This window comes from Stenotrophomonas sp. CC22-02, assembly GCF_004365115.1.
Taxonomy (GTDB): domain Bacteria; phylum Pseudomonadota; class Gammaproteobacteria; order Xanthomonadales; family Xanthomonadaceae; genus Stenotrophomonas; species Stenotrophomonas forensis.
On sequence record NZ_SOCO01000001.1, the window covers coordinates 595601 to 621269 of the forward strand.

Genomic DNA, 25669 nt, shown 5'->3' on the forward strand with positions numbered 1-25669 from the left:
CCGCTAAGGGTGGACGCAGCCTAGCAAGGCCAGGCTGCGTCCGTCACGGGCGCCGGATCAGCAGCAGCCGTGGTCGCCGTGGCGGGTGCCGCTGTCGGCGGCCACCGGCGAACCGCTGGTCTCGCCGCGCAGGCTGGCGGCGTAGTGCTCGCTGATCACCTTGGACACGCAGGCGGTGACCTTCTTGCCCATCGGAATGTGCAGGAACTCGTTCGGGCCATGCGCATTGGAGTGCGGGCCGAGCACGCCGGTGATCATGAACTGGGCGCCCGGGAACTTCTCGCCCAGCATGCCCATGAACGGGATCGAACCGCCTTCGCCCATGTACATCGCCGGCTTGCCGAAGAAGGCCTGGCTGGCATCGTCGATGGCCTGGGTCAGCCACGGTGCCATGGCCGGAGCGTTCCAGCCGGTGGAGGCCTTCTCCAGGTCCAGGGTGACGTGGGCGCCGTTCGGCGGATCGCGCAGCAGCGCTTCCTTCAGCAGTTCGCCGCAGGTCTTGCCATCGGCGGTCGGCGGCAGGCGCAGCGACAGCTTCACCGAGGTCTGCGGGCGCAGCACGTTGCCGGCCGATTCCAGCGGCGGCATGCCGCCCACGCCGGTGACCGACAGCGCCGGGCGCCAGGTGCGGTTGAGCACCAGCTCGGTCAGGTCTTCGTTCATCGGGCGCAGGCCGTCGACCATCGGGAACTTCTCGAAGATCTCGGTATCGACCACTTCGGCAGCGCGCTTGGCCTGGGCCTGGCGCTCGGCCGGGATTTCCACGTTCATGCCGTCGATCAGGATGCGGCCGGTGTCCTGGTCCTCGATGCGCGACAGGATCTGGCGCAGCAGGCGGAAGCTGGACGGGATCACGCCGGAGGCATCGCCGGAATGCACGCCTTCGTTGAGCACCTTCACGGTGAAGTTGCCGCCGGTCAGGCCGCGCAGCGAGGTGGTGCACCACAGCTGGTCGTAGTTGGCGCAGCCCGAATCCAGGCAGACCACCAGCGACGGCTTGCCGATGCGGTCGGCCAGATGGTCGACGTAGGCCGGCAGGTCGTAGCTGCCCGATTCTTCACAGGCTTCGATCAGCACCACGCAGCGGGCGTGCGGCAGGCCCTGGGCCTGCAGTGCCAGCACGGCGGCCAGCGAGCCGAAGATGGCGTAGCCGTCGTCGGCGCCACCGCGGCCGTACAGCTTGTCGCCGCGCAGCACCGGGGTCCACGGGCCGAGGTCGTCGTCCCAGCCGGTCATTTCCGGCTGCTTGTCCAGGTGGCCGTAGAGCAGGATGGTGTCGTCGCCGGTTTCGGCGCCGGTGGCCGGAATTTCCAGGAAGATCAGCGGGGTACGGCCTTCCAGGCGCACCACCTCGACCTTCAGGCCGGGCAGTTGCTGGGCCTTGGCCCAGTTCTCCATCAGGGTGACCGCCTGTTCCATGTAGCCGTTCTGCACCCAATTGGCGTCGAACATCGGCGACTTGTTGGGAATGCGGATGTAGTCGACCAATTGCGGGACGATCTCGCTGTCCCACTTGTCATTGACGAATTGGCCGAGCTTGGCGCTGTCCATCTGAAACTCCGGTTGCATGGGCTGTGATCCGGCCATTCTACGCCTGTGCCGGGGTAGGGTTTTTCCTACATCACGTCGGGTATTTGGCTGGCTTACGGAAATGTAGGAAACCGATAGGCTGTGCACATGTGGTGACGGACACTGTTTCGACCGACGGGAATGCCGGTCGGGGCGGCCAGAACCACAAGGAGATACACGTCGTGCCTTGGTTTGTCGTGTTGAGGGCACTGGTGCTGATGGTGGGGATCGCGGGGGCGCATGCCGCCGAACCGATCGACATCAACCGTGCCGATGCACAGGCGCTGCAGCAGGGATTGACGATGGTCGGAGCCACCAAGGCCGAGGCGATCGTCGAGCACCGGCGCAGACACGGCCCGTTTCACCGCGTCGAGGACTTGGCGCAGGTAAAGGGGATAGGGAAAGCCATCGTCGAACGGAATCGGCAGCGGATCACCGTAGGCAACAGGTTGTTGCCAGCGGATCCGGTACCTGGATCGGTACCGGTGCGGACCGTACCGAGGCGCTGACAGCAGGAATCGTCGGAACCGGCAGGAGGCTGGTTCACCGGACACGGACAGGATGGCCGTGACCACCGACCGCCGCAGGACGCGGCACCAATCACCAGGATGGTGGCATCACAGACCTGTGGAAGGGGCTGAGATACAAACAGGACAGACGCGGCCGCGTGCAGGATGCAACGCTACCCCCACAGCGCAGGATGCGAGGGGGCGGCAGCAGGCCGACAAGGACGTAACGATTGCCCGGTACGACACATGGCTGTGTCGCCGGGCAGTTTCATTTCCGGCGCCCGGTTTTGCCGCGGCCACCACGGGCCGATGGTGTACGGTGGCCGCTCCGCATGGAAAGGACACCGCTGGATGCTTCCGCGCCGCCCCACGACCCTGATGTTCGCCCTTGCGCTGGCCCTGCCGCTGCTGGCCCACGCCGCTGCGCCGACGCCGGCTGCCAAACCGACCGCTGCTGCCGCCAGCACCGCAGACGTGCGCGGGCCGACCGACCTCAAGCCGGGCGAGTTCCTGTGGCATCCGGAAATCTCGCCGACCGGCCCGATCGTGCTGGTGGTCAGCCTGGATGAGCAGCGGGCCTACGTGTACCGCAACGGCATCGCCATCGGTCTGACCACGATCAGTTCGGGCAAGGCCGGGCACGAGACGCCGACCGGTGTGTTCACCATCCTGCAGAAAGACAAGGACCACAGGTCCAACCTCTACAACAGCGCGCCGATGCCGTACATGCAGCGACTGACCTGGGATGGCATCGCCCTGCATGGCGGCAGCCTGCCTGGCCACCCGGCTTCGCACGGTTGCGTGCGCCTGCCGCAGGCCTTCGCGCAGAAGCTGTTCAGCGAAACCCAGCGTGGCGATACGGTGGTGGTGGCCGATGCCAAGAGCTCGCCGATGACGCTGGCGTATCCCTCGGTGCTGGCGCCGGTCAACGCACGTGGCCAGGCCCTGCCGGAAACCGAGGGTGGGGCTGCGGCGCAGGCCTGGTGGAACGACAGCGCGGCACCGGCCGGGCAGGTCGGCATCCTGGTCAGCCTGCACGACCAGCGCCTGTACGTATTGCGCGACGGCGTGATGATCGGCGAGTCGCCGCTGAAGGCCGACGCCCTGCCGGCGTTCCAGGGCACCACCCTGTTCGTGATGGGGCAGGGCTACAGCGATACGCCCAGCCCGCTGGATGTGAACCAGCGCCTGCACCAGTGGACGGCCTACCCGCTGCTGGGCCAGGACCGTGCCCAGGCCACTCCGGACCTGCTGGCCACGCCCTCGCTGCCGATGGCGCTGCCGGCCGATTTCGCCCGCCAGCTGTACCAGGTGCTGGTGCCGGGCACGACCCTGCTGGTCACCTCGCTGCCGGCGGTCCGCCCAAGCCCGGCTGAATCCGGAATGCAGCCGGTCTTGGAATCCGAGCCGCCAGGGTCCACCCTGAAGGGTAATTGAGCCTCCCCGTTGTGCCCATGACTGCATCCCGCCTGTGCCGGCTGGCCGCGTTCGGCCTGCTGGCGACCTCCGCCAGCGCCCCGGCGCTGGCACAGACGCCCGCCCTTGCCACCAGTGCCGATGATCTGGCCGCCTTGCTGTCGCGCAGTGCGCCCAAGGCCGACCGCCACGTGTTGCAGCTGGCGGCGCACGCCATGCGCTGTGCGTTGCAGCGGCCCGAGCTGGGCATCAATGGTGATCGCCTCAGCGTGATCGACTACTCGCGGCCGTCCACCGAGCCGCGCCTGTGGGTGTTCGACCTCGCTCACCAGCGCCTGCTGTTCGAGGAATGGGTGGCGCACGGACGCAACAGCGGCGACAACCGTACCGAGCATTTCTCCAACCGCGACGGCAGTTTCATGTCCAGCCTCGGCGCGTTCACCGCGCAGGAGACTTACATGGGCGGCAACGGCTACTCGCTGCGCCTGGCCGGGTTGGAACCGGGCTTCAACGACCGTGCGCGCGAACGCGCAATCGTCATCCACGGTGCGCCCTACGTGAACCCGGCCACCGCGCAGCTGCAGGGACGGCTTGGCCGCAGCCTGGGCTGCCCGGCGGTGCGCCTGTCGGTGGCCAGGCCGCTGATCGATGCGTTGCGTGGTGGCACGATGGTGTTCGCCTACTACCCCGACCAGGACTGGCTGAAGCATTCGCAGCTGCTGGGCGGCGAGTGTGGTGGCCAGGGCACGCTCGCCACGCGGTGATGCACGACGGCGCGCGGCGTGATGCAATGCGCCGATGAACATCGACTCCCTGCTGCACACTCCGAGCCAGGTCATTTCCAGCCTGGACTATCGCCGCGAACGCTGGCGGAATGGACTTGGCTGGACCCGCGAGATCCTGCGCCTGCCGGCACAAGGCGATGACTGGGCATTGCGCCTGTCGGTGGCCGAGATCGAACAGGATGCGGCGTTCTCTGCCTTCCCCGGCGTGGAGCGCGAACTGGTGCTGCTGCAGGGCCATGGCGTGCGCCTGCGTTTCGAAGATGACCGCGTGGCCGAAGTGCTGCCACCGCATGGCCGCGTGCGGTTTGCCGGTGAGGAAGCGCTGCATGGCGAACTGGTCGATGGCACCACCCACGACTTCAACCTGATGTGGAAGCGCGATCTGCTGCAGGCCGAGCTGTTGCACCGGCCGCTGGTGGGGTCGATGTTCTTTTTCTGCGAACCGGGCGTGGCCTGGGCGCTGCACCTGTTGGCCGGTCATGCAACGTTCGGCGCCGACAGCGGCTTGCCGCCGTTGCAGGCCGGAGATACGGCGTGGTTGTCGGCCGGTGAGCGGCAGCGGCATGCGTTGCAGGGCGGTGGCGAACTGCTGGCGATACGGGTGAGTCCGGCGATGATGGAATGACCGGGTAGAGCCACGCCATGCGTGGACGCGGCCGCCGATACCGCGTCACCGTGCGAACCAAGGTTCGCACCCACCAGAAGGCGGTTCGCACCCACCAGGATGCAGCGGCCTCAATACACGTCGCGCCGGTAACGACCGGCCAGCAACAGCGCTTCCTTGCCCTCGACACCCAGCACCTGCTCGATCACCGCATCCACGGCTGGGGCCATGCCCTGCAGGCTGCCGCAGACCAGGATCGTCGCGCCTTCGTTGATCCACTGCCGCAGTGTTGCCGCTTCGGCCAGCAACCGGTCCTGCACGTAGCGATGCGCACCGCCATCACGGCTGAAAACTGCATCCAGCCGCGGCAGCGTACCGTCGGCCTGCATCGCATGCAGCTCTTCCCTGAAGTGGAAGTCGTGCGCGGCGGTGCGCTCGCCGAACAGCAGCCAGGTGTGACGTGCGCCGCCGCGCGCGCGCTCGTGCAGATGTGCGCGCAGGCCGGCGATGCCGGTGCCGTTGCCGATCAGCAGCAGCGGCACATCGGCGGCGACGCCATGGAAATTGTCGTTGCGGCGCAGACGCAGCTGCACCGGTTCGCCGATCGCCGCGTGGTCGCACAGCCAGCCGCTGCCGATGCCGGGTGTGCCATCGGCGCGCAGCTGGCGACGCAGCAATAGTTCCACCGCGCCATCGGACATGACCGAGGCGATCGAGTACTCACGATGTGGCAGTGGCTGCAGGGTTGCCAGCAACGCAGGCAGATCCCCGGCAGGGACCAGCGAGGGCAGATGCGAGCGTTCGACGCGGGCCAGCAGGGTCTGTCCGTCATCCAGCACGGTGTCCGCATTGAAGCCTTGTGCATCCAGCCACGCGCGCGCGCTGTGGCAAGCGTGCTGCGGACCGATCTCGGCGATGTCGCCGGCCTGCCACTGCACAGCGGCGCCAGCGGGTGGCTGCAGGCGCAGCCAGTACACCGGACCACCGGGGCTGCCTGGATTCAGGTGCTGGCGCTGCAGCAGCGTCCACGGCTGATACTCGGCCGGGCTCCAGTCGGGCAGTTCATTCGCGCCCCCGCCAAGTTGTCCCAGCAACTGCTGCCAATGACGCAGCGCCGCCGGATCGGCGTTGTCGACCTCGATCGCATCGAACAGCGGATGCGCTCCGTGCTGGCGCAGCCACTGGTCGAGCTGATGGCCGAATCCACAGAAGTGGCCATAGCTGCGATCGCCCAGCGCGAGCACGCCGTAGTGCAGGTGCTGCATCGGCGGTGGCGTGGTCATTACCCCGCGCAGGAACGGCAACGCATGGTCGGGCGGGTCGCCCTCACCGGTGGTGCTGGCGATGAACAACGCGCGCTGGCTGGCCGTCAGCAGTGCTGCGTCCACCTCATGCAGTCCGCGCACACGCACCGGCACGCCGGCACCACGCAGGGCCTCGGCACTGCGTTCGGCCAGTTCGCGGGCGAAACCGGTCTGGCTGGCCCAGACCAGCAGGATCGGCGCGGTATCGCCCGATGGGGCGTCGTCGCGCGGGCGTCCACGCCACCACAACGCAGTGCAGGCCAGTGCGTACAGCGCCGTGGCGATCAGCGCGACCTGCGATTGCCGTATCGGGGGCGCACCTTGCCACCAGACCTCGCCCAGGTGCAGGCGCAGCAGCGCCCACCCGACCAGCGCCAGCAGAAGCAGGACCAGAGCGTTGCCGAGCCACGCGCGCGACGGGCGTGCGCTCATGCATCCTGCTCGTCGAGCAGACGCTGGAAGGCGCTGCTGAGGAATTCGCGCGGGCCTTCTGCTGCGCGTTGCAGGTAGCGTGCGGCCAGTCCTTCGCGTTCGGCCAGTGCCATGCCGCGCTCGCGGCCGAGCACGGTCAGCGCGGTGGCCCAGGCATCGGCATGCATCGCGTCGTCGGCGACCACGGTCACCGCCGCTGCAACCTGGCGCACCGGCATGCCGGTACGCGGGTCGAGGCTGTGGCTGTAGGCTTGGCCATCGGCCTGGTACTGGTGCCAGCGATCACCCGAAGTGGCCACCGCAAGCCCGTCCAGCGCGAGTACGCGTGGCGGGGTCTCGGTGTGCGCGTCTTCTTCCGGCGCCGATTCCACCAGCACGCGCCATGGCTGGCCGTCGGGCTTGCGGCCATAGCCGGCCAGCTCGCCGCCGACTTCGATCAGCGCCGCAGCGATGCCTTGCGCGCGCAGCCAGGCGGCGACGTGATCGACGCCGAAGCCCTTGGCGATCGCAGAGAGATCCAGTTCCAGCCCGCCCGGCTGCAGCAGCACATCGTCCTGCCACTGCAGGCGCTGCCAACCACAGCGTCCGCGCGTGGCCTGCAGGGTGGCGGCATCGGGTTGTCGGCGTTCACCGGCATGCGCACCGAAACCCCACAGTGCAACCAACGGGCCAAGGGTGGGGTCGAAGGCGCCCTCGCTCGCGGCGGCGATGGCCTGTGCGCAGGCCAGCACCTGGCGCGTCTCGGCCGGTAGCGTGCACCACTGGCCGGCCTCGGCACGGTTGTAGCGGCTGAGGTCCGAGCCGGATTCCCAGGTGCTCATCTGCGCGACCACCTCGTCCAGCCGCGCCTGGATGCCGGCATGCAGCGGGTGCAGGTCGCGCTGGCGCGACGCGACCAGCGACACACTCCAGGTGGTGCCCATGGTGGCGCCACCGAGGCGGGCGATATCGAGCGGGGTATCGGTCATGGTGGTGCGCAGGCGCGATGCCGGGGCTGGCCCGGCATCGCGATCTGCATCATTACTGCGGCAGCACTTCCAGCGTGGCGACGTAGCTCAGGCGGCGCTTGGCGGCCTGCTTTACCGAGGTCTTCTTGTCTTCGGTGCCGGTTTCCAGCCAGTACATGCCGGCTTCCGGCCAGGTCACCTTGATCTCGCCCTTGGCGTCGCTGGTCAGCTTCAACTCGTCCTGCGCGTTGCGGTAGCGGGTGGCACCGCGCACGATCTCGAACTCCAGGCCGGCGGTCGGCTTGCCATCGACCAGCACGCGGAAGGTGGCTTCCTCACCGGCGAACAGGTCGTTCGGGTGGCCGACGGCAACCAGTTCGATGCCACGGTTGGTCGGCTTCAGCGCGGTGTCGTTCGGCGCACCGTTGGTGACGAAGGTCTCCACGCGGCCGACCGACTGGCTCACTTCCAGCTTCTTCGCGTCCTTCGGCAGTTCGCCGAAGGTGGCGACACTGCCGCGCCAGCGCTTGCGCTCGCCGTTCTGCTCGTAGGTGGCGAACAGGCCGTCATTGACCGAGGCGATGCGGTAGGTGCCCGGCTGCTTCATTTCCAGGTCGAACACGCTGCGGTACTTGCCGGTGGACGCGTTCTGCGGTTGCACGGTGCTGCCATCCGGGGCGGTGATCACCAGCGATTCCAGGCGCAGCGGCACGTGGTTGAAGTAGAACAGGTCGTTGGAGACCGCACCGTCGACGGTGATCCACGGCGCGTTGCCGGCGATCACGGTCTGCGAGGGCAGCAGCCAGGCCTTGTGGGCCAGGGCGGAGAAAGGAAGGGCAGCGGCCAGGGCGGCGGCGAGGACGAGCGTGCGCTTCATGCGGAAGACTCCAGTGGATGCGGGGTGGTGCGACAAGGGCGAGGGGATTACGACTTAATCCCCTCCGTCCCCTTTTCAGGGTTTGACGGCGAGGGTGACCTGGCCCAGTTCGGTGGCGCCCTGCGCCTTGCCGTTCTGCGCGGCGGTGGCCGGCCAGGTGAAGGGGATCTTCAGCAGTTCACGACCGCCGACTTCGCGCACCGCTTCGACCACCAGGGTGTAGTTGCCCGGGGCGAGCTGCTTCAGCGCCGGCTGCTTGTCGGTGAACGACAGCGCGTGCTTGCCGGCCGGGCGGGTCGGGCCGGTCACGCCGTCCACCGGCACCTGCAGGGTGCGGCCGCTCTTGCGCCACCACTGGCGCAGGTCGGGCAGCCACTTGGTGCCATGGCCTTCGCTGTTGCTGGTCTGCTGGTACCAGACAGAGAGGTTGGCCGCGACCTTCTGGTCGGCGCCTTCCAGCCACACCGCCACATACGGGCGGTGGTATTCGGCCACGTTGAGCTTGGGCACTTCGACGTTGATGTCGAGGGTGGCAGCGTAGGCCGGCGAGGTGGCCAGCAGGCCGCTGAGGGCGATGGTCAGGGTGACGCGCATGGAGCGGCTCCGGGAACGAGGGAAAAGTCAGTGGATCAGCAGCAGGGCGATCAGCAGCGGGATCATCAGGCCCAGGCCGACCAGCGGCCAGGTCATGCGCCGCTGCCGCGCATGCAGGTGCAGCAGGAACAGGCCGGTGATGCAGAACACCAGGCAGGCCACGGCGAACAGGTCCAGGAACCAGCCCCATGCCGGGCCGGCATTGCGGCCCTTGTGCAGGTCGTTGAGGTAGGACACCACGCCGCGCGAGGTTGATTCGTACTCCACCGCGCCGGTTTCGCGATCGATGCTCAGCCAGGCGTCGCCACCGGGGCGCGGCAGCGACAGGTAGATCTCCTCGGCCGACCACTCGGCCGGGCGTCCGCCAATGGCGATGCCCAGCTGGGTGTCCAGCCATTGCCGGGCCGGGCGCGGAATCGGCGCGTTGCCGTCCTCGCGCGTGCCCAGCTGGCCCAGCAGCTCGTCCGGCAGTTCCAGGTGCTGGTTCTGCACCTGGGGCTTGGCCTCGATCTTCGCCGCGTGGTTGAGGGTCAGCCCGGTCACCGCGAACAGCAGCATGCCGATCAGGCAGACCGCCGAGCTGATCCAGTGCCACTGGTGCAGCGTGCGCAGCCAGAAGCCACGGCTCTGTTGCTGCTGCACGGTGGAAGAAGCAGGACGGCTCACGGCACGGTTCGGGGCGGATGGGGACTGCTCATTACATCATTGATGAGAATAGCTCGCAATTGCGTGTCGTTCTGTATCTCTTGACGAGTAGTGCCGGCCGCTGGCCGGCGGCCGGCACCGTCGCTGATCAGTAGATCCACGCCATGCGTGGATGAAGCGGTGCCGACCAAGGTCGGCACCCTCCAGAGCAGGGCAATGCCGACCAAGGTCGGCACCCACCAGAGCAGGGCAATGCCGGCCAGCGGCCGGCACTACCGCTGTCCAGTAGATCCACGCCATGCGTGGATGGAGCGCCGGCCCCGCAGAAGTCAGAACTTCGCGTTGAGCGAGATCCAGTAGCTGCGGCGCTGGTCCTTGGTCGCATAGTCGTCCACGCAGTTGAACTCGCTCTGGCTGATCAGCAGGCACGACTGCGACACGAAGTTCTTGTCGAACAGGTTGTTGACCCGTGCGTTCAACGTCAGCCACGGCGTGGCCTGCCAGCTGCCACCGAGGTGGAAGATGGTGTAGTCCTCGTAGTAACGGGTTTGGCTGACGCCATTGGCGTCGAGCAGGGTGTCGCGGTAGCGGTCGTAGCGGCCTTCGCCTATCAACGACAGGCTGACTGCTTCGTTGATCTGCCAATTGAGGCTGGCGTTGGCCATGTGCTTTGCCGGTGTGGTGCCTGCAATCGGGCGTCCCTTGTCGGCGCCGCTGGTCTGCTCGCTCTTGGTCCAGGTGTAGTTGCCGCGCAGCTGCAGGGTGTCGAGCAGATCGATGTGCGCGGCGAGCTCGGCGCCACGGGTCTCGGCCTTGTCGATGTTCACGCTCTGGGTGAAGGTGCTGTAGCCCAGCGCCGCCCAGCCCGGGCCGATGTCCACGCAGTAGCCGCTGCCGGCCGGCGCCACTTCGCAGTTCGGGAAGGTGCCGCCGCTGGCGATCTTGTCCTCGAACTTGTTGATGAAGCCGGTGACATTGAAGCCCCAGCGCTGGCCTTCGTAGTACGCGGCCAGCTCGTAGTTGGTGCTGGTTTCCGGCTTCAGGTTGGGCGAGCCCACCAGCGGCAGCACGCCCTGGCCACCAAACCCGGTGATGCCCGGGAACAGCTGGTCAGGACGCGGGGTCTTGTAGCCGGTGCTGACGCCACCCTTGAAGGTCCACGCATCGCTGGCATTCCACACCAGGTAACCACGAGGGCTGACATGGCTGCCGAACACGTTGTGGTCGTCGTAGCGCAGGCCGAAGGTGGCGGTGAGGGTGTCGGTCAGCGCCCAGTTGTCCTCGGCGAACAGCGCCCACATGCGGTGCTTCTGCTTCGTGTTGCTGCGGTAGCCGGCACCATCCATGCCGAACACGCCGTCGATCATGTCGGTGTCGTTGTACTGGCCGCCGACAGTGAGCTTGTGTGCGCCGAAGTCGAGGTCGAGCATCGTGTCGAGCACGTAGCCTTCCAGTTCCATGGTGCGCAGCGGGCGCGGCAGGAACGCCTGCAGGCGTGCCATTTCGCTCGGGTTGAGGGCGGTCAGCGCATTGCCACGGCCGGCCGCGCAGTTGTTGGCGGCGCCGGTGCGGCGGCAGACGTCATTCCACAGTGTCTGCAGGTTGGCGCGTTCGTCCAGGGTCAGCGGCAGCGAGCGGCCTAGGTTGCTGCTCTTGCTGTGGGTCAGCGAGGTCTGCCAGGTGCCGAAGCTGTAACGGCCCTGGTGGGTCAGCGACAGCTGGTCGCGCTCGTAGCGCTGGTAGGCGGTGTAGCCCACGCGCGGCTGCACCACGCGGCGGGTGACCGTGCCGCTGCCATTCGGGTTGGGAATGACCGCGTTGCCGACGCGCCACAGGCTGGCCAGGCTGTCCAGCGTGCCGGTCTGGCCTTCGCTGTTGTCGTACTTCTGCCGCGAGACGTCGTAGTCCAGCCACAGCTCGTGGTCATCGTTGACGCGGAAATCCAGGCGCACGCCGGTGTTCCAGTTGGTGTTGGCCACCGACTTGCCACCGCCACCGAAGCCGATGCTGCGCTCCCACAGCGTGCCATCGGGCAGGGTCAGTGCCTCCCATTCCGGATTGGAGGCCTTGGCGTCGTAGTAGCTGCCGCGCACCGCCAGGCTGAGGCGATCCTTGATCAGCGGGCCGCTGAGGTACAGGTCGGTGGTGCGTGCATCGCCGAACTGGTCGTCCTGCTGCACGGTGAAGCCCTGGGTGAGTGCGCCATGCCAGCTGTCCTGGTTGCGGCGGGTGATGATGTTGATGACGCCGCCCATCGCATCCGAGCCGTACAGCGTGGACATCGGGCCGCGTACCACTTCGATGCGCTCGATGGCATCCAGCGGCGGCAGATAGGCGAACTGGCCGCCGCCGAAGTTGTTCGGGTACAGCTGGCCGACGTTGCTCTGGCGGCGGCCATCGATCAGCACCAGGGTGTACTCGGAAGGCAGGCCGCGCATCGAGATGGTGGCGCGGCCGTTCTTGTCGGTCGCTTCCAGGCCGACGTCGATGCCTTCGACGTCGCGCAATGCATCGACCAGGTTGGTGTAGGGACGCTTGCTCAGTTCCTCGCGGCTGACCACGCTGATGCTGGCCGGTGCATCGATCACTTTCTGTTCGAAGCCGGACGCGGTGACCACCACCTTGTCCAGCGTCTGCGGTGCACCGGCGGCGTCACCGTGGGCGAAGGCGGGGGCGGAAAGGGCCACCAGCACGGCGCTGGTCAGCAGGGGGCGGGACAGGGACGAACGGACACGATGGCGCTGGGCCATGGCAGTTACCTCGAAGGATGCAGGGTGGTGCATTGCCATGCGCGACGGGCGCGGCAGGCACGGAAGGCCCGGTCAGGGGCAGCAGGGATGGAGCAGACGGGAATGAAGCAGGCAGCGGCGCGCGCAGGTGACCGCGCACGCGGTCACGCCGGGCCGTGGATCAGGCGAGCGGCGGCGCCTGGCCGCGTTGCTGACGGCGCCCGGGCGCATCGGCCCAGGGCGTATCCGGAGCGGCCAGTGGCCAGTCCGGGCGCACGCCGGGCATGGCCGGCGTGGCGGGAACGAGTTCGAGTTCAGTGCGCAGCCACTGGCTGGCCAGCAGCAATGGCGGAGGTGCCTTCTCGGCCGTTTTCACCGGGGCAGCGGCACAGCGGCGCAGCTTGGCCGGTGCTTCTTCCTGCAGCGGGCCTTCGCCGCCGCGCTCTTCCAGCGGCACCTGCACGGTCATCGGCGCCGGCGCATGCGGCAGCAGTGGCAGCGTGCCCAGCAGCAACGCCAGCATCGCCACCCACGCCAACAGGCTGGCCAGCGCAGGACGCTGGCCGCGCATGGCGGTGCCCATCTTGCGATGGATGAGAGGACGAGGGCGAAGCGGGCGCAGCAAGCAGGAATCCCCGGACGTCTGCCGGCAGGGGCCGGCATCAACGGGGCGAGATTGTAATGAGAGCGGTTAGCGGTTGCAAATGAGAATGATTGCCAAGATGTCGCAGGGCCGGCCATGTCCGGCTCAGACTTCGCTCCAGCGCCGCAGCAGGTTGTGGTACACGCCGGTCAGCTGCAGCACCGCCTCGGCGTCGCCGCCGGTCTGCCGCAGGCGTTCGATCGAGCCGTCCATTTCCCACAGCAGGCGGCGCTGCACGTCGTCGCGGACCATGCTCTGCACCCAGAAGAACGAGGCCACGCGCGCACCGCGGGTGACCGGATTGACCTTGTGCAGGCTGCTGGACGGGTACACGATCAGGTCGCCGGCCGGCAGCTTCACTTCGTGCTCGCCGTAGGTATCGCTGATGACCAGCTCGCCGCCCTCGTACTCCTCGGGCGCGGACAGGAACAAGGTGCAGGAGATGTCCGAGCGCAGCTGCTCGCCGTTGGCCAGGTTCATCACCGCGCCATCGACGTGGAAGCCATAGGTGCCACCACCGCTGTAGCGGTTGAAGCGCGGCGGCAGGTACTTCAACGGCAGCGCCGCGCTGAAGAACAGCGGGTGCCGGGCCAGCGCGACCAGGATGATTTCGCCCAGTTCGCGGCGCAGCGGCGAGGCTTCCGGCAGTTGCTGGTTGTGCTTGGCCTGTGCGCCCAGATGCCCAACGGTCTCGCGGCCATCGGTCCAGTCGGCGGCATCGAGCCGGCGGCGGACATCGGCCACCTGCTCGGCGCTGAGGATGTCGGGAATGTGCAGCAGCATGCGGAACTCCTCAGGGGGACGACGGTGCGACCAGGGCGCGCACCTGCGGATGCGGGGACGCGGCCAGTTCCGGCACGATGTGCGCCATGAACGCCGGGCTGCCGTGGGCCAGCGCCTGCTTCAACCAGTGCACGGCCTGATCGATCTGGCCAGCCTGCAGCAGGATCGAGGCGTAGTTGGCCTGGCCGCGGAAATCGCCGGTCTCGGCCGCACGCCGGTACCAGCCCAGCGCGGCCTGCGGGTCGCGCTCGATCTCCAGGCCGTCTTCGAGGTGGCGGGCCAGCAGGTTCATCGACTTGGCGTGGCCCAGGTGCGCGGCGCGGGCGTACAGCGCCAGCGCCTGCGCGCGGTCCTGTGCAACGCCGCGGCCAGTGGCCAGCAGGTTGGCCAGGTTGTACAGGCCCCAGTCCAGGCCGGTGTCGGCCGCACGCCGGTACCACACTGCTGCCAGCGTGGGATCGGCCGCCGTGCCCTGGCCCAGCTCATGGCAGCGGCCGAGCATGTTCATCGCCATCGGCGCGCCGTTGTTGGCGGCGGTTTCGTACCAGAGCAGCGCAGCCGAGGCGTCCTGCGCGGTGCCTTTGCCTTCCATGTGCATCTGCGCGAGCAGCAGCTGTGCGTCGGCCTGTCCGGCCTGCGCGGCCTCGCGCACGCGCGCGAATGCCGCCTGCGGATCGTGCTGCAGCAGTTCGGCCAGGGCGTCGCTGTCGATGGGGGTACGGTTAGCCATTGGGGGTGAGTATCGCCGGAAACAAAAACGGCGGCAGGAGAGCCTGCCGCCGTGGTGGAGCGAAGCTACATCAGAACTTCACGTTCAGTGCCAGGGTGGCCGAGCGACCCGGGGCGATGCTCGCGTAGTGCGAGGCATAGGCCTTGGTGAAGTAGGTCTTGTCGGTCAGGTTCTGCACGTTCAGCTGCAGGCTGATGTTGTCCTGGATCGTGTAGCTGGCCATCGCGTCGAAGCGGGTGTAGCTCGGGATCCACTTGGTGTTGGCAACGTCACCGTACTGCTTGTCCGAGTAGAACGCACCGGCGCCGACGGTCAGGCCGAACGGGAAGCGGTAGGTGGTCCACAGGTTGGCGCTGTGCTTGGCGGTGTTCGGGAACACGTTGCCGTTGTTCGGCGACGGCACGTAGATGTTGGACGGGCAGGTGCGGCCCGACACGGCGCAGACGAAGCCGTTGTCCTTCAGTTCCGAATCCAGGTAGGTGTAGCCGCCGTACAGGCTCCAGGCATCGGTCAGCTGGCCATTGAAGCCCAGTTCGAAGCCGTTGATTTCCTTCTTGCCCGCGTTCTGGCTGGTGCCGTTGTCGACGGTCACGCGTGCGTTGTTCATCACGGTGTGGAAGATCGCGGCAGTCAGGTTCAGGCGGTTGTCGAGCAGGTCCCACTTGGTACCCAGTTCGAGGTTCTTGGTGTCCTGCGGCTTGAGGTCGGCGACGCCGGCATTCAGGCCGTCCGAACCGTCGCCACCGTCCATGCCCGGCGGGGTGGAGGAGGTGCCGTAGGACAGGTAGATGCTGCCGTTGGCCGCCGGCTTGAACACCACGCCGGCCTGGTAGTTCAGGAAGTCGTTGTCGTTGCGCACGCGCGGAGTGGCGCTGCCCGGGGTGAGCAGGGTGGTGGAGTAGTCGTCGTAGCGCAGGCCGACGTTGACGCTCCACTGCGCGTTGAGCTCGATGGTGTCGAACAGGTAGGCGGACTTGGTCTTGGTGCGCTGTTCAACGTCCTGTGCCTTGTTGCTGCGATAGACGCTCTGGCCGGCCGCCCACGGATCGTTCGGGTTCGGATTGTTGAAGTCGGTGCAGTTGTAATTGGTGGCAGCGCCAGACACCCGGCATACGGAGCTGTTGGCCGGGAGGGGTTCCGCCGGGTTGGCAGTACCCGGCGTCATCTGGTAACTGCCACGGGTCATCTTCTCGTCGCTGTATTCCACGCCAGCGCTGTAGCTGTGCTTCAGTGCGCCGGTCTGGAACGCGCCGGTCAGGCCAAGCTGGTCGGCGAAGCTCTTCACGTCGACAGCACGGCTGTTGGTACGGCGCCACAATGTGCCGTAGTTGTTCGGGTTGCCCTTGCTGTCGTCCGGCTGGGTCCACAGGTAGTCGTTGCTGGTGTTGCCGAGGCGCGCGATATTGCGCAGCTTGTGGCCGCCGAAGTCGTAGCTGGCGTCCAGGGTGCTGATGTCGGCACGGGTGCGCTGGAAGTCACGATCGACCAGGCCGTAGTAGTTGTTGCGATCCGGCACCAGCGGGCGGCCATCGCCATTCTTGGCCACGTTGGGGCCGCTGGAGAACGGATTGTTGTACGGGAAACCACCCGCGTCCGGCAGGTCATCGCTCTGCATGTGGTAGTGGCTGGCGATCAGCTGCGCCGGGCCGTTCAGGCCGAATGCGATCGACGGCGCGATGCCCCAGCGGCTGACGTTGGCGGCGTCACGGCCGGCGATGTCCGACTCGTGCTTCATCAGGTTCAGGCGGGCGGCGATGCCGTCGCCCAGCACGTAGTTGGCATCCACGGTGCCGCGCGCGTAGCTGTCGGTACCGATGCCCATGCTGGCGCTGGTCTCGTTCTTCAGCTTCGGCGTCTTGCTCACCAGGTTCAGGCTGCCACCGCCGGAATCACGGCCGCCGTAGGCCGAGCTCGGGCCCTTGACCACTTCCACCTGTTCCAGGTCGAAGATCTCGCGGGTCTGCGAACCGACGTCGCGCAGGCCGTCGACGAAGATGTTGCTCTGCGAATCGAAGCCGCGGATGAAGGGGCGGTCGCCGGTCGGGTTGCCGCCTTCGCCGGCACCGAAGGTGATGCCCGGCACCATGCGCAGCGCGTCCTGCAGGTTGGTCGCACCGGTTTCGGCAATCAGCTTCTCCGACACGATCGACACCGACTTCGGGGTGTCCAGCAGCTCGGCGGTGAACTTCGGCGAGGACGGATTGAACCAGCTGCCGCGCACCTGCACCTTGTCCAGGTCGGTGGCCTTGTTGTTGCCGGAGGCGGCGCTGTCGGCGGCCTGCGCGGCCAGCGGTGCGAAGCCGGCGGCCAGGGTGGCCGAGGCGAGCAGGGAAACGCGCGGGGCGTACTTGCGGGTCTTGATGTGGGTCATGGCTTGGGTGGTAGTGGCTGGGATCGGGAAAGGGCGAGGCCGAGCCGGCGCAGCTGGGCGCGCGGCGACAGGCAGGAGGTTGCTTCTGTAGAGCCGAGCCGATGCTCGGCCACGCGGTGAACGACATCAGGCGCACGGCAACGGCCGCAGGGCGCCTCAGCTGGCGTGCGGTACGGGCGGAGCGTGGCCGGGGTTCAACCGCAGTGCGGGATCGTGCAGCTGCCAGCGCAGGGCGTCGGAACGCCACAGCGGGATGTGGGCGACCAGCGCGGCACGCGCGGGTGCCAGGTCGGCGCAGGGCGTGCCGCTCTCGCCATCAAGCGGCGGCTCCGGTGCCGGTACCGCGTGCTGTGGGCACTCGTCGGCCGGCGGGCCCGGCACCGGCATGGCCTGGTGCAGTTCTTCAGCGTGCGCCTGCCAACCGTAGGTAGCCGGTCCATCGCGCCCTTCGTGCAAGGCCGACCAACCCAGCACGAGCGTCAGCAGCGCGGCCGCGAGCAGCGGCCACCCTTGGCGGGCGAGCTGGCACAGCGTGGCGGCGGGCGCGGGCGAAGCCATGGCGCGGGGCGGAGTCGTTACGAAGATGTTACGTAGAATAACATCAACGATAATGATTCGCATGTGCGCGATGAGGCGGGCTGCCAGGATGGCCCTACGAGGCCCTGAACGGGCGCTCAGCCGCTTCCGGCAGCTTCACCCCGTGGGTTGGCTGCCCCGGGGTGGGGCGCCTCAGTCGCGGTCGTCGCGAGTCCAGATGGCGTCGTGTTCGCGCTTCACCGGGAACTTGGGCACCGGGGTGTAGGCCGGGGCGCACAGGGCGCGGCCATCGCGCACGTCGAAGCGCGCGCCGTGCAGCACGCACTCCACGCTGCCCTCGGTGGTGTTGAACTCGCCCGAGGACAGCTCGAACTCTTCATGCGTGCACTGGTCTTCCAATGCATACAGGTCGCCATCGAGGTTGAACACCACGATCGGGGTGCCGGTCACTTCGTCGAACACGCTCTTCATTTCACCCGGCAGCAGTTCGGCGCCGGCACAGACGAAGGTCCAGGCCTCGCTCACGCGGTGGCTCCGGCCAGCGGCTTTTCCAGGATCTCGAAGCGCAGGTCGTCGCGCTTGGGGATGCCGAAGCGTTCGTCGCCATACGGGAACGGCTTCTTGATGCCGGTGCGCTGGTAGCCACGACGCTCGTAGAAGGCGATCAGCTCGTCGCGAACGTCGATCACCGTCATCTGCATCACCGGCACGTTCCATTCGCGCGCGGCGTGCGCTTCGGCCGCATCCATCAGCTGCTTGCCGACGCCGCCGCCCTGCTGGGCCGGGTCGACCGAGAACATGCCGAAGTAGCCCTTGCCGTCGACATCGGCGACGTGGGCGCAGGCCACCAGCCGGCCCTCGCGTTCGGCCAGCAGGATGGTCGAGCGGGGGCGGTCGAGGTCGGCCTGGATGCCTTCGGCGTCGATGCGGGCGCCGTCCAGCAGGTCGGCTTCGGTGGTCCAGCCGGCACGGCTGGCGTCACCCCGGTAGGCCGAAGTGACGAGGGCGATCAGGGCGGGGATGTCGGCCGGCGTGGCGGCCCGGTAGGTCAGGGTGGTCATGCGGGCATTCTAGATGGGGCACGCCTTCTGCGGCGCAGGTCCTGGGGCTGGGCGCGGACCGGAGTGGAGGCTGTCCCCAGGCTGTTTGCCGATCCTGTCGTGAATGTCGCCTTGACGCTATCTTCATGTTTGATTCATAAATGGGTGCAGATCGCGCTGGCCAGGGGACAGGTCCTGCTGTCTGTGCGCGCATTCAAGGACGGACGATCCAAGGAGGATCCCCATGCGGTTCCGCATCACGCTCCGCTCGCGCCATGCCGGCCCGATCAGGTCTTCGCTGCTGCTGATGGTGACGGCCCTGTCGCTGGCGCCGGCACTGGCCTCTGCCCAGATCGTTCCCACCTGGCGCCAGGAATACGACAAGCGGCTGAAGTACGGCGATCTGGTCGAGCCGCTGAAGGGGGACATCTTCGGCGAGAAGGTCAACCTGTATGACGGCTCTGTCAGTTTCAGTGCCACCGATATCTCCATTCCCGGCAACGGTGGCCTGGCGGTGTCGCTGGGCCGCAGCTATGGAGATATCGGCGGCAGCGCAAACGACAACGAGTACGGAAACTGGACGCTGGACATTCCGTCGCTTTCGGGTACCTACGGAGATCAGCCGGAAACGGCGGTGGGAGGTCATTGGACACCGAGCGCGCGCTGCTCGACCGTCTCCGCACCTCCGTCATTGGACGTCTGGAACTACAAGCACACCCAGACAATCAGTTTCGCACCCCATACCTATTGGGAAGGAGTGCGGTTGTCACTGCCTGGCGGCAGCGGTGAAACGGTTCTTGCCGGCAGCGGAGATGCGCGCCAGCCCACCCCGCAGCTCGGCATGCCCGCTCCGTGGAACACCAAGGGCGGATGGTTCTTCTCCTGCCTCAGTTCCCTCAAGAGCGGCCAGCCGGGCGAGGGCTTCCTGGGGCATGCGCCGGACGGCACCAAGTACTACTTCGACTGGATGGTGGCGCGCCACAACGACCCGGCTGTCATGCAGCCCTACGACACCATCACCCATTCGACGCTGCAGCGGAAGAAGGTCTACCTCTATCCGTCGCAGGTCGTAGACCGGTTCGGCAACTGGGTCCGTTACGAGTGGAGTGGCGGGCGCCTGGATCGCATCATCGCCAGCGACGGGCGCAGCATCAGCCTGACCTATGACTCGCAGGGGCGCATCGCAACGGCCCTGGCGGCGGGCCGTACCTGGACTTACGGCTATACGCCGGCGGGAACGCTGCAATCGGTCACGCTGCCCGATGGCACTGCCTGGAGCTATGACCTGCCTCCGGTCAAAGTGACGAAGAAGTACCAGGAATACACCGGGCAGGACGTCTGGGCCTACATGGAAGTCCCGGCGTTGTGCGCGAAGACGAACAAGATCGTGCAGACCGAAGTGGCGGCGTCCATCACCCATCCCTCTGGAGCCGTCGGAACCTTCGTGTTCCGTCCCTTCCGGCATGGGCGCAAGAACGTGCCATTCAATTGCCAGACGTCCGGCGACGACCAGCTGCTGGCCGATGGGTGGAACCTCACGCCCATCTACCGCGACGCGATGTCGCTGGTGGCAAAGCGGATCAGCGGTCCGGGGATGCCCACGGCGCAATGGAGCTATCAGTACACCAACCTGGGGTGGGAGTACGACAGGCGGGTTGACCAGGCCGGCTGGCCAGCGATCCCGGTCGGGCAGGCGGAACCGAAGATAACGATTGAAACCCTGCCCGATGGGGTCATCCGGACATACGAATTCGGCAAGGAAGTCGGCTACAACGACGGTCTGCTGCTGTCGACCAGTACCAGCGCTGGCGGCACTGTGGTCCGCACGGAGCGCAACAACTATTACCCGGACGCGCAGATTGCCAATGCACCGTTTCCGCGTGAGGCGGGGCGGAATCTCAAGTACGGGGCGACCGAACTTGGGGAACATCTGAATCGGCCGGTCCAGAGCACGGTCGTGAACCAGGACGGCGTGCAGTTCACCCGCACCGTACAGGCCTTTGATGCCTTCGTCCGCGAAGTCACGGTGGACGAAGGGAATTCCGCCGGCCAGAGCCGGACGCGGACGACCGGCTATTACGACAATGCCGCCTTGTGGGTGAATGGTCAGGTGGCACGCAGCCTGCTCAACGGCATCGAGGAGTCGCGCACCGAGTTCGACCCGGCCAATGCGCTGCCGCTGCGCGCCTATGCATTCGGCCGCTTGGCGCAGCAGGTGACCTATGCCGCTGACGGTACGGTGGCATCGGTGGCCGACGGCCGTGGCAATACCAGTCACCTGTCTGGATGGAAGCGCGGCATCCCGCAGCAGCTGCGCATGCCGGCCACACCCGAGGCGCCCAATGGCGCAGTGCGTACCGTTGCGGTCGATGACAATGGTTGGATCGCTTCACTGACCGATGAAGTCGGTGCAACCACCAGCTTCAGCTACGACAGCATGGGGCGGCTGCGCAGCCAGCAGTTCCCAGGTGGCGACGAAGTGAACTGGAACGGTGTGACCATGGACCTGCAGCGGCTGGGCGGTGCCCAGCTGGGTGTGCCGGCCGGTGCGTGGAAGCACTCCCGTACCCAGGGTGGACGCCGTACCGACACCTATCTGGACGCCATGTTCCGCCCGGTACTGGTCACCGAGAATGCCAACAACGCGCTCGACAGCGCGGTGGTGACCCGCTACGACAGCAGTGGCAAGACGGTGTTTGCGTCGTACCCCACGCGACAGCTCACCGACATCAATGCAGCAATGACGGGCACCACGACGCAGTACGACGCGTTGGGCCGGCCGGTGGTGGTCAGCCAATCGTCGGAACTGGGCGATCTGGTAACGCGTACCGAGTATGTGGGCAACCTGTCGGTGAAGGTGACCAACCCGCGCGGGCAGGCCACCACCACGCGGCATCTCGCCTACGATCAGCCCAGCTACGAGATGCCACTGACGCTGCAGCATCCGGAAGGCGTGGTGACCGAGATCCAGCGCGACACGCTGGGCAAGCCGTTGGCGATCACGCGCCGCACGGCCGATGGCAGTCAGGCATTGACCCGCCGCTACGTCTATGACGGTTACCAGCAGCTGTGCAAGACCATCGAACCGGAAACCGGCGCGACGGTGCAGGACTATGATGCCGCCGGCAACGTACTGTGGTCCGCAGCCGGGACCGGCCTGGGCAGCGCGGCCGACTGCAATCGCAGTGAGGCCTTTGCCAGCGGCCGTGTGGTAGCGCGCAGCTACGATGCCGCCAATCGACTGTCGACCCTGACGTTCCCGGATGGGCGCGGAAACCAGCGCTGGTCCTACACGCCGGATGCCTTGCCCGCGGAAATCAGTACGCAGAACGACCCGGCCCGGCCGATGGTCGTCAACCGCTATCAATACAATCGCCGACGCCTGCTCAGCAGCGAGACGCTGCAGCATCCGGATCTGGGCAACCTGAGTCTGGCCTACGGCTACGATGCCAACGGCACGCTGGCCAGTAACACTTACCCGGGCGGGCGCGTCGTCAGCTATGCCCCGGATGCGCTGGGGCGGGCTACAGCGGTCGGCGGTTACGCAAACAGCGCCAGCTATTTCGCCAATGGTGCGCTGGCGCGATTCGTTTACGGCAACGGCATCGCACATACTCTGACCCAGAATGCCCGTGGCCTGCCGGAGCGCAGCCGCGATGCCACCGCCGCGGCCGCGGTGCTCGATGACAGCTACGATTACGATGCCGGTGGCAATGTGATGGCCATCTCCGACGGCCTGCCGGGCGCACCCGGCAACCGTGACATGACCTATGACGGCCTGGACCGGTTGCGTACGGTGACCGCGCCGGGCTTCGGCAATGCACTGTACGAGTACGACGCACTCGACAACCTGCGCCGTGCCAGGGTCGGCAGTCGCGACCGTACGCACTACTTCGATCCGAGCAATCGCCTGGTCAACGTGATCGAAACCGGGACGGGGGCGACCGTGACGGGCCTGGGTTACGACGTGCAGGGCAACCTGTCGGTCCGCAACGGTCAGGCATTCTCGTTCGACTACGGCAATCGCCTGCGGGATGTGGGCGCGGCGGAGAGCTACGAGTACGACGCCCATGGTCGCCGGGTGAAGGCCGGAGCCAGTGGGAAGGGCGCAATCTACTCGTTCTACGACAACGGCGGCGTGCTGCGTTTCCAGCGCAATGAGCGCACCGGCAAGCAGACCGACTACCTGTACCTGTCCGGCAGCCTGGTGGCCCAGGTGCACGGCGCAGCAGCCCCCGCGGCGCCTGCGCTGAGCGCGCCCGGCTACATCACCGAAGGCAGCGTGAACCTGACCTGGAGCCCGGCCGGCGGGGCCAACCGCTATGAACTGCAGCGTGCGCTGGCCGGTGCCTGGAGCACCGTCTTCGACGGCGCGGCGCAATCGTTCACCAGCACCGGCCTGGCGACGGGTACCTACCAGTTCCGCGTGCGCGGTTGCCGCGCGGTATGTGGTGAGTGGAGCAACGTCGCTTCGGTTGCGGTAGCGCTGGCGCCGTCCACGGTGCCAGCCTTGAGCGTGCCGGCGACGGCCTTCAATGGAAGTTACGGCGTGAGCTGGTCTGTGGCGTCCGGTGCCGAGCGTTATGAGCTGGAGGAGAGCGCCAATGGTGGCGCCTGGACCCAGGTGCACAATGCCGCGGGTCAATCCAGGGACTTCAGCGGCAAGGGGGCGGGCAGCTACAGCTATCGTGTCCGCGCCTGCAATCCGGTGGGATGCACCGCCTACAGCGCCAGTGCGGCGGTGACCGTGGTGTATCCGCCTGCGGGAGCACCGGGAATTTCGGCACCGGCACGTTCCGCACCGGGCAGCATCGGCATTGGCTGGAACGGCGTGGCCGGCGCCACGCGCTACACGCTCCAGGAAAGCAGCAATGGTGGCGGATGGGTGACGCTGTTCGACGGTGATGCCGGCTCCTACGCCACTGCGGCACGCGGTGTCGGCAACTACGGCTACCGCGTTGCCGCCTGCAATGGCGCCGGCTGCGGTCCGTGGTCGGGCACGGCATCGGTGGCGGTGATCGGGCCGCCGGCCATCGAGCCGGTGATCAGTGCGCCGGGCCTGGTCAATGTGCCGCAGTACAGCCTGAGCTGGTCGGTGCCCGCCAACAGCGAGAGCTTCGTGTTGGAAGAGAGTGCCAACGGCGCTGGCTGGACGGTGGTGCACAACGGCGCTGCGAACAGCTTTGGCGCCAGCCGTGGCAAGGGCAGCTATGCGTATCGGGTGAGGGCCTGCAATTTCGTCGGGTGCAGCCCGTACTCGGGAGTCGTGACGGTGGCGGTGGTGCTGCCGCCGGCGGCAACGAGCCTCAATGTGGCGGAATGGTTGACCACGCGTCGTCCGCCCTATCAGGTGCAGTGCTCCGCAGGGTGGATCGCAGTGGCAGATGCAACCGAGTATCAACTTGAGAGCGGCGGAGGTGGCAAGCGTCTGTACACGGGGCCATCAATCTATGTGAATAGTGGTGGCAGTGCCTACTGTGCAAACGAGTATCGCGTGCGTGCCTGCAATGCAGGTGGGTGTTCCCCTTGGTCGGCCGAACGGCCGGTCACCCGCGGTGTACTGAGCTGGGACTAAGCCATGAACGGACTCTCTTTGCTGTTGATTCGAGCGGTACTCGCGCTGGTGGTGCTGGCGGCTTGTGTGGCGCCGGCGGCCGCCCAGGAGGTTGTCGAGTACATCCACACCGATGCACTGGGATCACCGGTGGCGATCACCGATGCCAATGGCCAGGTGATCGAGCGTACGGTGTACGAGCCGTATGGCGCGGTGGTCAACCGGCCGTTGACGGATGGGCCGGGGTACACCGGGCATGTGACGGACTCGGAGACGGGGCTGAGTTATATGCAGCAGCGGTACTATGATCCGGAGGGTGGATCATTTCTGTCAGTCGATCCTGTCAGTTCGCTTGACGGCGGTGGTGCTCGCTATGGGTATGCAAGAAGCAATCCTTATAGATTTGTCGATCCAGATGGTCGCTGTGCTGCCAAGCTGGGAACGAAGATATGCATGAACGACACTCGCCTCAAAGCAGAGTTGACAAATCTGGAGAAGGTATCAAAGGCATTGCCACATTCAAGTCCGGAAGGTGCGGCAAGATATTTTTCGGACAAAGCCATACCGCTTCAGGAGGCTTCTGGCAGGGAGGTCTTCGCGAACATGGAGGAGAGGAATCCGCGAGATTTCAGGGTCATGGACTGGGGTGCTGGCTCTTCAAGTGGCTCCGCGTCCATAGTTCCTTACAGCGGTGCCTACAAGTTGAGGGCAATGCTGCACACTCATCCCGAGAACAATCTACACAGCGGAAATGGTGCATATGCCGCTTCAGGGAAATTCAATTATGTTGGTATGACGGATGACCACGACATCGCGAGATCCTTTGGAAAAAGAGTGGATAGCTATGTTGCCAGGCCGGATGGGCGGATTGTTTGGTTTAATCAAAAGGCTTGGCGAGCCGCAGGTGAAGCTTCAGGAGCGGAGCGTGTCTATGCAGGACATTTTGAGAAGATACTTTAGGTCGGCTGCCTTTCTAGTGCTGGTGGGTTGGTCTTTGTCAAGTGGAGGGGCTTCGGCTTCAGGGGATTCAATTGTAAAGAATCACTGCAACGAGATCGTTTCCAGAGAGCTCAAGAAGCTATGCGGCGTACCTATTGCCAGGATCATTGTTGACCCCGAGAAGTTGGATTCGGTGGAGGTAGAGACCAGCGGTTTTATGCTTTATGAGAACGAAAGGGGCGTCGTTTTCTATCCTGGGTCCGATCTTCCAAATCGCACCGATATGTATAGTTGCATCATCGTGTGGACTGAGAAGGAAACCATAGACTGGGGGCTCGTTAAAAGGCGACATGGCGTCTATTTTGCGACCGTTTCTGGAAAAGTTATGCTGGACGCGTCTCGCAAGAGTTGCTCGGCCGTCATTGCTAACGCCAAGGTTTACGATGTTGCTGCGGTTAACCTTTCCAAGTGATGCGTCCGTAGCTGAACCTCCTGAGTGGATGGATGCTGCATTTGGGTGACGCTGTTCGACGGTGATGCCGGGTACTTCGCCACTGCGGCACGCCGTGTCGGCAACTACGGCTACCGCGTTGCCGCCTGCAATGGCGCCGGCTGCGGTCCGTGGTCGGGCACGGCATCGGTGGCGGTGATCGGGCCGCCG

21 protein-coding genes are annotated in these 25669 nt (G+C 66.3%); 7 read left to right on the forward strand and 14 right to left on the reverse strand.

Translation table 11 applies throughout. The annotated features are described in order from the left end of the window. Positions 1-57: 57 nt before the first annotated feature. Positions 58-1551 (reverse strand): M20 family metallopeptidase, encoded by a 1494-nt coding sequence (locus N440_RS02895; protein WP_133934016.1) that lies wholly within the window; start codon positions 1549-1551, stop codon positions 58-60. 236 nt (positions 1552-1787) lie between these two features. Here N440_RS02895 and N440_RS02900 point away from each other — a divergent pair, with 236 nt between their 5' ends. The 4 genes from N440_RS02900 to N440_RS02915 all read left to right on the forward strand — a co-directional run bounded on the left by N440_RS02900 (position 1788) and on the right by N440_RS02915 (position 4904). Beyond that, complete coding sequence (locus tag N440_RS02900) at positions 1788-2078, forward strand: helix-hairpin-helix domain-containing protein (protein WP_343133949.1); 291 nt, start codon at positions 1788-1790, stop codon at positions 2076-2078. Between the two features lie 351 nt (positions 2079-2429). After that, positions 2430-3515: a L,D-transpeptidase gene (locus N440_RS02905; RefSeq protein WP_133934018.1), complete on the forward strand. Its 1086-nt coding sequence runs from the start codon at positions 2430-2432 to the stop codon at positions 3513-3515. 17 nt (positions 3516-3532) lie between these two features. Beyond that, the gene (locus tag N440_RS02910) at positions 3533-4258 is read left to right on the forward strand and encodes a murein L,D-transpeptidase catalytic domain family protein (RefSeq protein WP_049457007.1); all 726 of its coding nucleotides are present in this window, start codon (positions 3533-3535) and stop codon (positions 4256-4258) included. A 34-nt stretch (positions 4259-4292) separates the two neighbouring features. After that, positions 4293-4904, forward strand: coding sequence for a HutD family protein (locus tag N440_RS02915; protein ID WP_133934019.1), 612 nt, complete (start codon positions 4293-4295; stop codon positions 4902-4904). Between the two features lie 110 nt (positions 4905-5014). Here the strand turns inward: N440_RS02915 and N440_RS02920 are convergent, their stop codons facing one another. From N440_RS02920 to N440_RS02980, 13 genes are all read right to left on the reverse strand, one after another. Then, positions 5015-6619, reverse strand: coding sequence for a sulfite reductase subunit alpha (locus tag N440_RS02920; RefSeq protein ID WP_133934020.1), 1605 nt, complete (start codon positions 6617-6619; stop codon positions 5015-5017). Beyond that, positions 6616-7587 (reverse strand): FAD:protein FMN transferase, encoded by a 972-nt coding sequence (locus N440_RS02925; protein WP_133934021.1) that lies wholly within the window; start codon positions 7585-7587, stop codon positions 6616-6618. Before N440_RS02925 ends, N440_RS02920 begins: the two co-directional genes overlap by 4 nt. Positions 7588-7639: 52 nt before the next feature. Next, positions 7640-8443, reverse strand: coding sequence for a DUF4198 domain-containing protein (locus N440_RS02930; protein WP_133934022.1), 804 nt, complete (start codon positions 8441-8443; stop codon positions 7640-7642). A 75-nt stretch (positions 8444-8518) separates the two neighbouring features. Continuing rightward, the gene (locus N440_RS02935; RefSeq protein WP_006423068.1) at positions 8519-9037 is read right to left on the reverse strand and encodes a DUF2271 domain-containing protein; all 519 of its coding nucleotides are present in this window, start codon (positions 9035-9037) and stop codon (positions 8519-8521) included. Positions 9038-9064: 27 nt separating this feature from the next. Further along, positions 9065-9703: a PepSY-associated TM helix domain-containing protein gene (locus N440_RS02940; protein ID WP_133934023.1), complete on the reverse strand. Its 639-nt coding sequence runs from the start codon at positions 9701-9703 to the stop codon at positions 9065-9067. Positions 9704-10011: 308 nt separating this feature from the next. Beyond that, positions 10012-12432 (reverse strand): TonB-dependent receptor, encoded by a 2421-nt coding sequence (locus tag N440_RS02945; RefSeq protein ID WP_133934024.1) that lies wholly within the window; start codon positions 12430-12432, stop codon positions 10012-10014. A gap of 160 nt (positions 12433-12592) precedes the next feature. Further along, positions 12593-12994 (reverse strand): hypothetical protein, encoded by a 402-nt coding sequence (locus N440_RS02950; RefSeq protein ID WP_133934025.1) that lies wholly within the window; start codon positions 12992-12994, stop codon positions 12593-12595. A 165-nt stretch (positions 12995-13159) separates the two neighbouring features. Beyond that, positions 13160-13837 carry a Fe2+-dependent dioxygenase gene (locus N440_RS02955; RefSeq protein ID WP_133934026.1) on the reverse strand — a complete coding sequence of 226 codons (678 nt, stop codon included), beginning with the start codon at positions 13835-13837 and terminating at the stop codon, positions 13160-13162. Positions 13838-13847: 10 nt separating this feature from the next. Beyond that, a complete protein-coding gene (locus N440_RS02960) occupies positions 13848-14567 on the reverse strand; it encodes a tetratricopeptide repeat protein (protein ID WP_133934027.1) in 720 nt (239 codons plus the stop codon). A 70-nt stretch (positions 14568-14637) separates the two neighbouring features. Then, the gene (locus N440_RS02965) at positions 14638-16938 is read right to left on the reverse strand and encodes a TonB-dependent siderophore receptor (RefSeq protein WP_133934028.1); all 2301 of its coding nucleotides are present in this window, start codon (positions 16936-16938) and stop codon (positions 14638-14640) included. Between the two features lie 156 nt (positions 16939-17094). Beyond that, on the reverse strand, positions 17095-17496 hold the full coding sequence (locus tag N440_RS02970; RefSeq protein ID WP_133934029.1) for a hypothetical protein: 402 nt from the start codon (positions 17494-17496) through the stop codon (positions 17095-17097). A 171-nt stretch (positions 17497-17667) separates the two neighbouring features. Continuing rightward, the gene (locus N440_RS02975) at positions 17668-18000 is read right to left on the reverse strand and encodes a non-heme iron oxygenase ferredoxin subunit (RefSeq protein WP_008264727.1); all 333 of its coding nucleotides are present in this window, start codon (positions 17998-18000) and stop codon (positions 17668-17670) included. Beyond that, entirely contained in the window at positions 17997-18536 is a 540-nt protein-coding gene (locus N440_RS02980) for a GNAT family N-acetyltransferase (RefSeq protein ID WP_006423155.1), read from the reverse strand. The genes N440_RS02975 and N440_RS02980 overlap by 4 nt, the downstream gene beginning before the upstream one ends. 223 nt (positions 18537-18759) lie before the next feature. Here N440_RS02980 and N440_RS02985 point away from each other — a divergent pair, with 223 nt between their 5' ends. From N440_RS02985 to N440_RS02995, 3 genes are read left to right on the forward strand one after another with little or no spacing between them, the layout of a single operon-like run. Then, positions 18760-24090: an RHS repeat domain-containing protein gene (locus N440_RS02985; RefSeq protein ID WP_133934030.1), complete on the forward strand. Its 5331-nt coding sequence runs from the start codon at positions 18760-18762 to the stop codon at positions 24088-24090. Between the two features lie 3 nt (positions 24091-24093). After that, entirely contained in the window at positions 24094-25029 is a 936-nt protein-coding gene (locus N440_RS02990) for an RHS repeat-associated core domain-containing protein (protein ID WP_133934031.1), read from the forward strand. After that, the gene (locus N440_RS02995) at positions 24995-25480 is read left to right on the forward strand and encodes a hypothetical protein (RefSeq protein WP_133934032.1); all 486 of its coding nucleotides are present in this window, start codon (positions 24995-24997) and stop codon (positions 25478-25480) included. Before N440_RS02990 ends, N440_RS02995 begins: the two co-directional genes overlap by 35 nt. Positions 25481-25669 lie beyond the last annotated feature (189 nt).